This window comes from Wolbachia endosymbiont of Drosophila bicornuta (genome assembly GCF_028982105.1).
Classification (GTDB): domain Bacteria; phylum Pseudomonadota; class Alphaproteobacteria; order Rickettsiales; family Anaplasmataceae; genus Wolbachia; species Wolbachia pipientis.
This window is the reverse complement of record NZ_JAPQLF010000133.1, coordinates 1-11,908: the sequence shown is the minus strand read 5'-3', so window position 1 is coordinate 11,908 and position 11,908 is coordinate 1. Positions and strand designations below refer to the sequence as shown.

12 protein-coding genes and 2 pseudogenes are annotated in these 11,908 nt (G+C 34.7%); 7 read left to right on the top strand and 7 right to left on the bottom strand.

Going from position 1 to position 11,908, the window contains the following annotated elements; all coding sequences use genetic code 11:
* The first annotated feature begins 409 nt into the window (after positions 1–409).
* The gene (gene surE / locus OZD68_RS05790) at positions 410–1,162 is read left to right on the top strand and encodes a 5'/3'-nucleotidase SurE (RefSeq protein ID WP_182309773.1); all 753 of its coding nucleotides are present in this window, start codon (positions 410–412) and stop codon (positions 1,160–1,162) included.
* Between the two features lie 20 nt (positions 1,163–1,182).
* Here surE and hisS read toward each other — a convergent pair whose 3' ends face one another.
* Both hisS and OZD68_RS05780 read right to left on the bottom strand, forming a co-directional pair.
* On the bottom strand, positions 1,183–2,409 hold the full coding sequence (gene hisS, locus OZD68_RS05785; RefSeq protein WP_182309772.1) for a histidine--tRNA ligase: 1,227 nt from the start codon (positions 2,407–2,409) through the stop codon (positions 1,183–1,185).
* The gene (locus tag OZD68_RS05780) at positions 2,406–2,978 is read right to left on the bottom strand and encodes a NifU family protein (RefSeq protein WP_182309771.1); all 573 of its coding nucleotides are present in this window, start codon (positions 2,976–2,978) and stop codon (positions 2,406–2,408) included. Before OZD68_RS05780 ends, hisS begins: the two co-directional genes overlap by 4 nt.
* Before the next feature lie 160 nt (positions 2,979–3,138).
* Between OZD68_RS05780 and OZD68_RS05775 the strand changes: the two genes are divergently transcribed.
* Positions 3,139–3,399 (top strand): J domain-containing protein, encoded by a 261-nt coding sequence (locus tag OZD68_RS05775; protein ID WP_259366076.1) that lies wholly within the window; start codon positions 3,139–3,141, stop codon positions 3,397–3,399.
* Positions 3,400–3,418: 19 nt separating this feature from the next.
* On the opposite strand, the gene OZD68_RS05770 is transcribed toward OZD68_RS05775, so the two are convergent.
* Entirely contained in the window at positions 3,419–4,948 is a 1,530-nt protein-coding gene (locus tag OZD68_RS05770) for an N-acetylmuramoyl-L-alanine amidase (protein ID WP_259366075.1), read from the bottom strand.
* A 92-nt stretch (positions 4,949–5,040) separates the two neighbouring features.
* On the opposite strand from OZD68_RS05770, the gene OZD68_RS05765 reads away from it, so the two are divergent.
* From OZD68_RS05765 to OZD68_RS05755, 3 genes are all read left to right on the top strand, one after another.
* On the top strand, positions 5,041–5,187 hold the full coding sequence (locus OZD68_RS05765; protein WP_244663040.1) for a J domain-containing protein: 147 nt from the start codon (positions 5,041–5,043) through the stop codon (positions 5,185–5,187).
* Between the two features lie 104 nt (positions 5,188–5,291).
* Entirely contained in the window at positions 5,292–6,521 is a 1,230-nt protein-coding gene (locus OZD68_RS05760; protein WP_182309769.1) for a cytochrome b, read from the top strand.
* Positions 6,522–6,889: 368 nt separating this feature from the next.
* A complete protein-coding gene (locus OZD68_RS05755; protein ID WP_010963022.1) occupies positions 6,890–7,648 on the top strand; it encodes a cytochrome c1 in 759 nt (252 codons plus the stop codon).
* Between the two features lie 138 nt (positions 7,649–7,786).
* Here OZD68_RS05755 and OZD68_RS06825 read toward each other — a convergent pair.
* Positions 7,787–7,885: pseudogene (locus OZD68_RS06825) on the bottom strand (IS5 family transposase); the annotation flags it as partial.
* Positions 7,886–7,932: 47 nt separating this feature from the next.
* Here OZD68_RS06825 and OZD68_RS05745 point away from each other — a divergent pair.
* Positions 7,933–8,055 (top strand): annotated as a pseudogene (locus OZD68_RS05745) (IS630 transposase-related protein); the annotation flags it as partial.
* A 71-nt stretch (positions 8,056–8,126) separates the two neighbouring features.
* Entirely contained in the window at positions 8,127–8,864 is a 738-nt protein-coding gene (gene truA, locus OZD68_RS05740; protein ID WP_182309766.1) for a tRNA pseudouridine(38-40) synthase TruA, read from the top strand.
* Positions 8,865–8,952: 88 nt separating this feature from the next.
* Here truA and dnaN read toward each other — a convergent pair whose 3' ends face one another.
* The 3 genes from dnaN to OZD68_RS05725 all read right to left on the bottom strand — a co-directional run bounded on the left by dnaN (position 8,953) and on the right by OZD68_RS05725 (position 11,617).
* Positions 8,953–10,110: a DNA polymerase III subunit beta gene (gene dnaN, locus OZD68_RS05735; protein ID WP_182309765.1), complete on the bottom strand. Its 1,158-nt coding sequence runs from the start codon at positions 10,108–10,110 to the stop codon at positions 8,953–8,955.
* Between the two features lie 123 nt (positions 10,111–10,233).
* Positions 10,234–10,731, bottom strand: coding sequence for an invasion associated locus B family protein (locus tag OZD68_RS05730; protein ID WP_006279310.1), 498 nt, complete (start codon positions 10,729–10,731; stop codon positions 10,234–10,236).
* On the bottom strand, positions 10,724–11,617 hold the full coding sequence (locus OZD68_RS05725; RefSeq protein ID WP_041582625.1) for an RNA polymerase factor sigma-32: 894 nt from the start codon (positions 11,615–11,617) through the stop codon (positions 10,724–10,726). The genes OZD68_RS05730 and OZD68_RS05725 overlap by 8 nt, the downstream gene beginning before the upstream one ends.
* Positions 11,618–11,908: the final 291 nt, after the last annotated feature.

The window sequence follows — 11,908 nt, the reverse complement described above, 5'->3', positions numbered from 1 at the left end:
GTCGAGTATTGGCATTTTTTGATGTCTTGTAACGCTTTATAAGCGCGTTCAGCTTATTTAGATAAAAATCCAGATGTAGATGAAGTTTTGTAAAGACATACAGTACCTATATACTGCAAAAAATTGAACATAAGACGCCGATACATTAAGTAATCCTTACCTTTTAATCTGCAGATTGGCGAAAGCAAATACAATAGCTTCAGTTTCATGATAAGGGCGCTGGCGGAGTTTGTCAAGTAAGTTTTTTCGTTTCTATTGTAATGACAGTTATGGCCTGTGCAAGAAATCTATTGATTTACAGCAGGTTCTTTGTTACAGTTCGCAGTTATGCAAAGAAACTTAAAGCCTCATGAGTTTATTTACAGCCAGTGGTTTACATAATTTGGAGCTGTATAGCTGAACATTGTATATGATAATATTAATAGCAAACGATGATGGTTTTGGAAGTGAAGGAATAAAATTACTCAAAGAGGTTGCACGGAATTTTGCGTCAGAAATATGGATAGTGGCACCAGATACTGATAGAAGCGGAGCTGCAAGATCTCTTGATTATCCAGTGAAACAATCTATTGGAATAAAACAACATAGTGAAAGGGAATTTAGTGTGTCTGGTACTCCTGCAGATTGTGTCATTATTGCGCTAAATAAAGTTATGAATAAAAAACCAGACTTAATATTGTCCGGAGTAAATATTGGATCAAATGTCGGGGACGATATTTGTTATTCAGGAACAATTGGTGCTGTAATGGAAGGTGCTGCAAGGTCTATACCTTCTATTGCGCTAAGCCAAGTTTATCATGATAAAATAGACTGGCACAATACAAAGGTTTTTGCACCAAAGGTTATTGCCAAGCTAGTTAAGGTTGGTTGGCCTAAAAACATAGTGATGAGTGTAAATTTTCCTGCTACGGAAAAAGTAAAAGGAGTAGAATTTGCTGAACAAGGTGAATATAACATTGATGGGGATTTAACTTTTACTGAAAATTCGAATGGCTCTTTTAGCTTAAATTGGTCTCGAGAGCACTCAGGCAGTGGTAGTATAAATAAAATAAAAGAAGGATTTATTACTATTACACCGGTAAAATTAGATTTTACAGATTATGATACATTGAATACTATGAGAAATTCTTGTGCAGACGAATTTTCTTCTATAGCTGACTGAGAAAAACATTTGCATTGCTCCTAATAGATATTTTCTATTGTGTTATCGCGAGCAGTTATTTTTTCTTCACCTGTATCCATGTTTTTAATCTTTAAAGTTTTACTACTCAATTCTTCATAGCCAAAGATTAAAGCAGCTTTAGCATTTGCTTGATTTGCTTTTTTCATTCGGGTTCTGAGCGTTCCGCTATATTCATAGATTACATATAAACCATTTCTGCGCAATTCATTTGCAAGTGTTAAAGCATGTTTTTCAGCCTCTCTACCGATTGGAATTAGGTAAATAGGTCGCTCTTCTTTCGTAGAATAATTGATTAACTCCATTATGCGCTCAATACCCCATGCAAATCCTATTGCTGGAGTGTGTTTTCCACCTACTGAAGATACTAAATTATCGTATCTTCCACCGGCAAAAACTGCCCCTTGTGCACCTAAATCCTCTGTAACAAACTCAAACACTGTGTGGCAATAATAATCCAAACCTCGAACTAGTTTATTGTTTACGGTATAAGGTATATCGAGAATTGTTAATCCATTTAGTATTTGTTCAAAGAAATCTGAGGACTCTTTCGTATAATAATTGCTGATTTTGGGCGCATCAGAAATTATTGATTTATCTTTCTCGTCCTTGGAATCCAGTATTCTGAGTGGGTTTTTGATCAACCTATTTTTGCTATCTTCTGATAGATCATTTTGATACTTTGTAAAGTATAAGATCAAAGCTTCTCTATATTTAGTTATTGTTTCACCATCACCTAAAGAGTTGATTTCCAGCTTTACATTTTTATTGATGCCAAATTCAGTTAGTAAGTGCTGAGCGAGTGATATCAATTCAATATCAGCTTTTGGATCTTCTATGCCAAAAACCTCAAAATTTATCTGATGAAATTGCCTTTGTCTTCCCTTTTGCGGTCTTTCATAGCGAAATGCAGGTCCTGTTGAGAATAATTTTATCGGTGTTTGCAGTTTTTTTTCAATGAGTAGCCTGACAATCGCTGCAGTGAACTCAGGACGTAAAGTTATGCTCTTTCCCCCTTTATCATTGAAGCTATACATCTCTTTAGTGATGATATCTGAGCTATCACCTAAGGTTTTTGTAAAAACCTCCGTGTATTCAAATATTGGAGTTTGGGCGGGCAAAAAGCCGTATAAACTTGAGATTCTGTTTGCTGTTTGCTCTATGTATTTAAACTTGTACCATTCATCAAACAGGAGATCTTTTGTTCCTCTAACCGTTTGATTAGTCATAGTGTGGTCTCTATACCTGCAATCTCTGGTATGTGGTAGCTCAGCATATTTTGCACTCCTTGCTTTAAAGTAATTGCAGCACTTGGGCATCCAGAGCAAGCTCCTTGCAACTCAACATAAACTATTCCATCTTTATAGCCACGAAATTTGATATCGCCACCATCTTGAGCAACTGCAGGTTTGATATAACTTTCCATCAATTCTTTTATTCTATTTACAATTTCTATATCATTCTCATCGAAAAATTCTTCATCCGGTATATTATTATCATTTACTCCTTCTTTATCTAGTGCTTTTCCACCTGAAGTAAAGTGATCCATGATTGTAGTTAAAATTTCTACTTTTAATGTATCCCAATTAATTCCACCCAATTTTGTTACTGAAATAAAATCATGACCAAAAAACACTCTTACCACATGTTCTATTTGAAAAAGATTTGCTGCTAGTTTAGAATTTTTTATCTCATTTGCATTTGAAAAATCAGCCGTTTCTGCTTCGTTTAAAATTTCAAATCCAGGAAGGAATTTTAGCGTATTTGGGTTTGGTGTTTCTTCAATCTGGATGAACATGTTATTTACCATGACAATTATAATTGTTACTATTTAATCATAAAATGATAAAAAAATATACATGTCATTCATCTTTTTTCTTTTTTTAGTATTCATAGTAATTACATTTGTCTTGCCTAGCGTTGTTGTATTTTTTCTTTTCCTGACAAAAAAAAATAATATGAGTTTCATGATGAACTCTATATTGAGTAAGTTTTTGAACGAATTTAATAGCAGTAGAAGTTGTACTGAAAATTACACTGGTGATAACATGTCCGAGGATGAAGCATTAAAGATACTGGGGCTGAATCCTGAGGCAAGTCAAAATGAAATCAATAAAGCATATCAAAATTTAATGAAATTAGTTCACCCAGATAAGGGAGGCTCGGAATATTTTGCGCAAAAGCTAAATGCGGCACGTGATAAATTGTTAAAAAAGTGATCTTAAAAAAAGTTTTCGTTTAACGAATTTCTTCTTTTGCTTTTTCTAAATACTCCAATATTGCTTCATGTAGTGCAGTCCATGTTATCTGTTCTTCCAGGGAAGGTATAAATTCTTGTCTCCAAGCATTCTTAAACTCCTGAAACCACTGTTTTTCAAAACCCTGAAATTCTAAAGAAATATCTACTTTAAAGCTATCAATTAAACTGGAAACTTCTGCAGCTTTAGAGCTATCTAGTGATTTTAAAGATAACACTCCACTCTTTAAAATCTCTAACTCTTCCAATACATTAAGCTTAAATGGTTTATAGAGTGAAGACCATATGCGATATCTTAAATAAGAATCATAGTATAACTTAATTTTGTACATTAAAGTGGTAGATGCATCAGGAGAAATGTTATTCTCATATTGTGCAAGAGAAGATAATAAATTCTCATAATCTACTTTGCTTAAACATGGTTGTAGAGTCGATTTAATTTTTTCACTAAAGATTAGATAACTAGAAGAAATGCCATGACTATATTCACTAAAGAATTCAGGAAATATATCTGCTTGTTCTAGTTTAAGAGGTAGATCTTTTCTAATTTCTCTTGGTAAATTATGTATTGAAAACTGATAAATAACCCATACAAAATTCTCATCAAACTCATCTGAGTAATCAGCATTATTATCAGGAAAAATTACATTACCTTTCTTATCATTCCAAGGTTCTATCTTATAGAAAAATCTGTTCAGCCTTTGTTTTAATTTCAAAATACCTTCATTTCTATCACCTGCTTTATACAATGTTTTGCCCATTTTGTGTTTAGCATCTTTAGGGTTTATTCTGTCACTTATGTGCAATCCAATTTCATTTTTCTCTAATAACTCCCAATCAAACAATTTGTGTGGATCTGGTTTACGCATTGTATAGCCAAGCTCTGGATCATACACTATAGTTCCTATTTCAGAATGACTAAATATCATATCCCTTTTAATTTTAAAACGCTCCATAAGGTATAAAATCAGCTCTTTAACAGATCTCATTTGCTCTTCCGGAAAAGGCTCAAGTCCTGTGTTTACAATTTCAATACCTACAGAATAGTTGTTAAGCTTCTGTAACTCTTCAAGCTTACCATCTACCTTAACTCTTGCATAACTAATACCAGCATGCCATGCTTCTTTCTCTAATGGAACCATTAAGGTGATGCTGCCATCCCTATCGACAATAAAATGAACTGACAATCCTCTAGCATTCAGCGTATCTTTTGTACCTTTTGGTGTTGATGTTTCAGTATGGTGAACTATAACCATTAACACTTTTTTACCTGCCCTATCACCATAATTTAAAGCTGAAGCTGGATCTAAAAATAACAAATCCTGATCTTTCAGTAATGGTAATTTTTCTTGTAAATCTTGAAAATCATTCTCGATATTGCTTGAACTGGATACTTGCCCAGATATGAGAAATGCTGAGACAGTAATCAGTAAAACTAATAAATATTTGTTGACTTTAGATAGTTGGATTTTCATACCATCTTCATAAACACTTTGTAGATAATCTTTCATTATATAGTTAGAATAGGGTTGTTGAATAAATTTACAAGACAAAATCATACTGGTCTGGTAGTAGTAACATGTTCAGAGATGGAGCATTTAAAGTGCTAGGAATAGATTCTGGAGCGAACCAAAATGAAATCAATAAAGCATATCAAAATTTAATGAAATTAGTTCACCCAGATAAAGGAGGCTCGGAATATTTTGCACAAAAATTAAACGCAGCACGTGACAGGTTGCTGAAGAGGTAATTAATATTGCTTTAAAGTTTTTATTTGTGCGTAAAGGATAAGTTGCTACAATAAAAAAATAAGATAAAAGTAGCAATGGACATGTGTTCAGAAAGGTTTAAGTTATGCAGGAAGATAACAAAAAAGAAACAATAAAAGAAGAAAAAGGCATATTAGGATGGATGGAATATAGATTGCCTATATTTTCTTTTCTAAGACACGCTGCTTCTTACCAAGTGCCAAAAAACTTAAATTATGCTTGGAACTTTGGCTCTTTGGCTGGTATAGCGCTGATTTTACAAATAATAACAGGTATATTTCTTGCTATGCACTACACTCCGCATGTTGATTATGCGTTTAATAGTGTAGAGCGCATAATGCGAGATGTGAATTACGGGTGGTTAATACGCTACACTCACGCTGTTGGAGCATCGCTCTTCTTTATGGTAGTCTATGTTCATATAATGCGTGGATTATATTACGGATCTTATAAAAGACCGAGAGAGATGGTGTGGTTTATTGGAATATTTATGTTTTTTGCAATGATGGCAACTGCCTTTATGGGATATGTATTGCCTTGGGGACAAATGAGTTTCTGGGGTGCAACAGTTATAACCAACTTATTTTCTGCTATACCTTTAATTGGCAATAAAATAGTTATATGGTTATGGGGTGGTTTTTCAGTGGATAACCCAACACTTAATCGTTTTTTCGCTCTGCATTATCTTCTGCCTTTTGTTATTATTGCTTTAGCTATGCTTCATGTGATAGCTCTGCATAGGTTTGGCTCTGGTAACCCAAGTGGAGTGGAGGTAAAATCAGATAAGGATACCATCCCTCTCTATCCTTATTATATAGTCAAGGATTGCATAACTTTTGGTCTGTTTTTTGTAGTTTTGTTCGCATTTGTTTTCTATGCTCCCAATTATCTTGGGCATCCAGACAATTATATAGAAGCTGATTCTATGGTCACTCCGGTACATATAGTGCCAGAGTGGTATTTTTTACCTTTTTATGCAATGCTACGTTCAATTCCAGATAAACTTACTGGTGTGCTTACCATGTTTGCGTCTATTTTAGTGTGGTTTTTGTTACCTTGGCTTGATAAATCAAAAGTTAAAAGTGGTGCTTATCGCCGGGTGTTTAAGAAATTTTTTTGGGTTTTTGCAATAAATTTTGTACTTCTTGCCTGGCTTGGAGGACAGGAGGTAAAAGAGCCTTACGTCACTATGAGTAGGCTATCTACTCTTTATTACTTTGCATACTTTGTGATAGTTTTACCACTGCTTAGTAAGTATGAAAAGCCAAAAGAACCACCAAAAACCTTAAGTGATTCTGTGCCGGAGATGAGGTGATGTCAATTCAAAGCAGATCTCTTACAAAATTCTCTGTCATCCCAGAGCTCTCTTCTGTCATCCCAGAGCCCTCTTTTGTCATCCCAGTGCTTGACACTGGGATCCAGAAAAAAAATAAATGGATTCCAGCATCATGTACACAATTGTATGAACGTTGTATACAACACACAGTGTCATTCCACTATCTTCCGTTGTCATCCCAGTGCTTGACACTGGGATCCAGGTATAAAAATACTTACAAATCATGCAATGGACAACAGATTCTAGGAGTGCATGATAACCATAATGTCAGTGATGAAATAAGCTGGATTCCAGTGTCAGCTACTTGCATGACATCAATTCGAAATTTACTAAAACAGTGGTTATGCATGGGATCTAATGTATTTGCAATCTTCTGCATGTTATTTCTATCTAGTCTTATATCTGCAGAAGAATTTAAATCATCACCAAATAAGAAAATAGACTGGAAATTTGATGGAATTGTCGGATCTTTCGATAGAGAGTCAATTCAGCGTGGCTATAAAGTGTATAAAGAAGTCTGTGCTGCTTGTCATTCAATGAATAGGGTAGCATTTCGTAATTTGCAAGATGTCGGTTTTTCTGAAGAAGATGTAAAACAAATAGCAGCTTCTTATCAAGTTAAAGATGGTCCGAATGATTTGGGTGAAATGTTTGACAGACCTGGAGTACCTTCGGATTATTTTATTGCGCCTTTTGATACAAAAGAAGCAGCTGCAGCAAGCAACAATGGTGCAGTCCCACCAGACTTATCATTAATTATTAAAGCAAGGCATGATGGTGCAAATTATGTCTATTCATTGTTAACAGGCTATCAAAACGGCGAACACGATGAAAATGATTTATATTTTAATTCGTATTTTCCAACAGGCAGATTAGCTATGGCGCCACCACTTTCTGAAGGAATGGTGGAATATGATGGTGCAAGGCAAGCCACAGTTGAAAATATGGCGTATGATGTGATAAATTTTTTACAATGGGCAGCAGAGCCAGAATTAGAGCGCCGGCATAAACTTGGATTAAAAGTAGTGGCGTATTTTATAATTTTAACAGTGTTTTTTGTATTAACTAACAACAAAGTTTGGAGCAAGCTCTATAAAAAGAAGTGATAGTCAATTTTGCCTCAAGCACAATGGTTGTCATCCAAGTAGCTAACACTGGTTCCTTTATGACGGTGTCATCCGAGTAGCTGACACTGGGATGGCTTTGTCGCATCGTACCTTATACGGTAATAATTTACGATAAATTCATGTAGCCATTTCGAATTTAGCCATACCAATGTCAGTAAATTTATTAAGCAAACAGCACTTAATGAGCAGTTCTTTTTCACGATTTATAGCTCTTTTCATAGAAGTCCGGATGTGATAAGGATAGATAATGATAAGGAGGTTGAATGCCAGCAGCATATAGTTATGATTTAAGAAAAAAAGCAATGGAGGAGCTAGACGAAGGAGAAAGCAGAGAAGCAGTGGCAGCAAGATTTAAGATTGGACGAACTACTTTATGGGAGTGGCAGCACTGTAGGCTTGACCATAAATTATGTTAAGATAGAAAATGACTATTTTAGATAGAGCTTGATGTAATGCAGTGCGATACAAAATAACGGTAGAATATGATGGTAGTAATTTCTCTGGTTGGCAAAAACAGCAACACTCTGCTAACTCAATCCAGGAGAAGATAGAAAATGCTATATTTAATTTTAGTGGTGAGAAAATTGCCTTGTACTGTGGTGGCAGGACTGATGCAGGGGTTCATGCTTTAGGACAAGTTGCTCATTTTGATATGGAAAAGGAATTTGAGCTTTATAGAATAAGAAATGCAATAAATTATCATTTAAAATCAATTCCTATAGTCGTGCTCAATGTAGAAGTTGTAGATGATGCGTTTCACGCACGGTTTTCAGCAAAAAAAAGATATTACGAATACAGAATAGTTAATCGCTATGCTCCTGCCGCTCTGGAGACAGGTTATGTATGGCAAGTGTTTAGTCCACTTGATGTAAATATTATGCGTGAAGCTGCTAAACATCTACTTGGAAAACATGACCTTTCAAGTTTCCATTCAAAAGATTGTCACGCCGCAAATCCGATAAGAACAATTGATGATATCGATATAGTACAAAACGGGAATCATATACACATCAAAATATCTGCTATTTCCTTTTTACATAACCAAGTGAGGATTATTGCGGGTACTTTAGTTGAATTTGGAAAAAATAGAACCAATCCGCAAGAAATGCTACATATATTAAGCCAATGCAAAAGAAGTGCTGCTGGGGTTACCGCGCCGCCTTTTGGCTTGTATTTGGCAAAGATAGATTACTAATTTAATAAAAAGTAACGTTCTTAGTGAAATAAGTGCCATACCGCCGCAGTATCTCCAGATCTCGCTAACAAGCAGCGAGATGACGAGTTTAAGTTCTCATTGGCATCACTACATATAATACACTTGAATCATCTTCATCAGTGATAATTGTAGCACTATTACCATCGGCTAAGCTAAACTTACATTTATTTTTTATGCAAGATAGAACATCAAGCAAATAACGCGAGTTGAACCCTATTTCTATAGGGGCTTCATTGTAGTCCACTTCTATGGATTCAGTTGCATCACTGCAGTCTTGGGAGTTTGAATGCAGAGTTAGCAGCTTTTCTTGTAGTGAGAATTTAATAGATTTTACTTTATCAGATACAACAACGGAAACTCGATCTATAACATCTGAAAGTTTTTTACTTTCAATAATCATATGCTTATCTTGAGATGCTGGAATAACTGCTTTATAATTTGGAAAAGTTCCATCTATTAATTTTGATATTAGAATATATTCACCGCATGTAAACTTGATTTTTCTGTCTGAGAGTTTTACATTAATTTCATTACAATCGTCCAATATTTTTAACATCTCCATAACAGTTTTACGTGGAATGATCACACCAAATTCGCCATTGATGTTCCCAGGCTTTGGCCTCTTTATACATGATAAACGATGCCCATCAGTTGCAACGCAGTACAGAAACTGCTCATCTGTATGTAGATATATTCCATTTAAATTATACCTTGTATCATCTAGTGATACAGCAAATTTTGTTTTAGTTAATAAGTATATCAGGTCCGTATTTAGTAGAATAAAATCATGTTTATAATTGTCTTCTTCAAGAGCAGGAAAGCTGCTTGAAACTACATTCGGTAAAGAAAAGTTTGCATTTCCGCAAGACATCAATAATTTTCCTTGGTTGTTTAATTCAAAATTGACATCCAAATCAGCGGGTAACTTCTTCACTATGTCATGTAAAGTATGCGCTGAAATTTTTACTTCTCCTTCTGCTAATACGGTTGCAGCAAGTGAGGCAAACATTGAAATGTCAAGATCAGTTGCCATTAATTTTATGCTGCCGTGTTGTGCTTTGATATTTATACACGCCAAAACATCTATTGCATTACTCCTTTCAACCACTCCACTTACTCTGGATAATGTATTTAAAAGACTTGTGCGACTCACGCTAAAACGCATCTGCTCGCACACAGAATTTTGCTTTTTGATTTCTGTATCTACACCTGCAACCTCTGACATTGCTAACTCTCAAAAACATATTTTAAATGATATCCACATCCCATATAAAGTAAAGTGCTATTTATATTTCCATTGAAAGAGTAGTCTAGTTTATACTATAGCTGGGTATTCTGTTACAATAATTTACTTTGTATGGCATAAATCATGCATTTTTTGATACGCTTTTTGAAAACCAAGTAGGGAATAAGTATCATCAATGGTCACTGTTTTTGTTTTTCCATTAACTACCATTGATAATCCCTGCTTCATTTTTAGAATGAGATCTTGATCTATTTTTGTATGCTCTGCCCACGCAAAACTTCCCTGTATTATGGGCAGTGTATATTTAATTTTTTTGTCGATATTGAGAGCTACAGGCTCCTTATCATACTGAAAACCAGAGGTAACGCTTACCTCATCTGCTTTTTTATCAACATAACTAACCATTACATACGGCTTGCGATTGGTTGTATAATATTCGCTTTTTTTTTTAGGATAGGATACAATATAACATACTTTCTCTCCATCTTCCAATGCAGTATACACGAGCCAATCTTTATATTTTTCCTTCAATTGTACATCACTAACCGATGCAAAAGCGCCTATCGAAAAAAATATTAGAAATATAAAAAAACTACGCATGCAAACAAAATTTCAAACTTTCAGATTGTATATATTGTTTTACCTTAGCCATCGCCTGCTCAGCCAACTGCCTTATTCTTTCTCTTGAAACACAATATTTTTTACTAAGTTCATCCAGAGTTTGAATGTTTTCAGACAAATATCTACTGATAAAAATGTCTCTTGCCCTTTCGTTGAGGCTCGCTAGTGCATTGTTTAAAATTGCTTCTTTTAATTCTTTTTCTTCATGATTCTGATAGGTTACTTCTTGACTAACCAAGTTACATGGGATCATATCTTGTAGCTCCCTTTTAGAGTCATCACCTATTTTTATGCAATCGTTTAGCGACTGATCCTTACAAGCCATACGGTAATTCATCTGCAGAACGTCTCCTTCGGATACAGAAAGCTCATTAGATATTGCTTTTATTTCTTCATTATTTAAGGTTTCCCTGTTTGTATACTGTAAAATTCTTTTTTTTATTTTACGTAAACTAAAAAACAATCTTCTTTGTGCTTGCGTTGTGCCTATTTTCACAAACGACCAAGATTTCAATATAAAGTCTTTTATTGAAGCTTCAATCCACCACACCGCATAAGTTGAAAAACGAAACCCTAAATCAGGATTAAACTTTTTCACTGCATGCATTAAACCCATATTTCCTTCCATGACCAGGTCCATCAACAATAGTCCATAATTTTTGAATTTCATTGCAATTTTCACTACCAAATTCAAATGGCTGGTAATCAATTTATGAGCAGAAGAAACATCCTTATATTGGTTCCAATTTTTTGCTAATCGTACCTCTTCCTCTTGAGACAGCATAGGAAATTTTTGCACCCTAGCAATATATTGCATGAGATTGGTTCTGCTATCGACACATAAGTTTGCCATTGAGGTCAACATAACAACTTAAATTAAAACTTCATGCATATAATATATTGATTTTCCGGCAAAAATTCAAGCTTTGATTTGAAAAAAGTACAAATTTTCCATCTAATTTCTTGGAGACAGTAGGCCGCAGTGTTAGCTAATTGGATAACATTATGTAACTTTAGATGATATTCTACCAGTACAATGGTAAACGTTATAGCTTAAACACATAGCAAATAGTGTTATTCCAGCGCCTTGACACTGGAATGGCTTTGTTGCATCGCTCTTCGGATAGTAGGTAACGCACAATAAATTTATGAAGCT

Excerpts from the sequence above, each read along its gene's own strand:
- dnaN (WP_182309765.1), bottom strand. The coding sequence starts at position 10,110 with ATGTCAGAGGTTGCAGGTGTAGATACAGAAATCAAAAAGCAAAATTCT.
- OZD68_RS05755 (WP_010963022.1), top strand. The coding sequence starts at position 6,890 with ATGGGATCTAATGTATTTGCAATCTTCTGCATGTTATTTCTATCTAGT.
- OZD68_RS05780 (WP_182309771.1), bottom strand. The coding sequence starts at position 2,978 with ATGTTCATCCAGATTGAAGAAACACCAAACCCAAATACGCTAAAATTC.
- OZD68_RS05775 (WP_259366076.1), top strand. The coding sequence starts at position 3,139 with ATGAGTTTCATGATGAACTCTATATTGAGTAAGTTTTTGAACGAATTT.
- surE (WP_182309773.1), top strand. The coding sequence starts at position 410 with ATGATAATATTAATAGCAAACGATGATGGTTTTGGAAGTGAAGGAATA.
- hisS (WP_182309772.1), bottom strand. The coding sequence starts at position 2,409 with ATGACTAATCAAACGGTTAGAGGAACAAAAGATCTCCTGTTTGATGAA.
- OZD68_RS05770 (WP_259366075.1), bottom strand. The coding sequence starts at position 4,948 with ATGAAAGATTATCTACAAAGTGTTTATGAAGATGGTATGAAAATCCAA.
- OZD68_RS05730 (WP_006279310.1), bottom strand. The coding sequence starts at position 10,731 with ATGCGTAGTTTTTTTATATTTCTAATATTTTTTTCGATAGGCGCTTTT.
- OZD68_RS05760 (WP_182309769.1), top strand. The coding sequence starts at position 5,292 with ATGCAGGAAGATAACAAAAAAGAAACAATAAAAGAAGAAAAAGGCATA.
- OZD68_RS05725 (WP_041582625.1), bottom strand. The coding sequence starts at position 11,617 with ATGTTGACCTCAATGGCAAACTTATGTGTCGATAGCAGAACCAATCTC.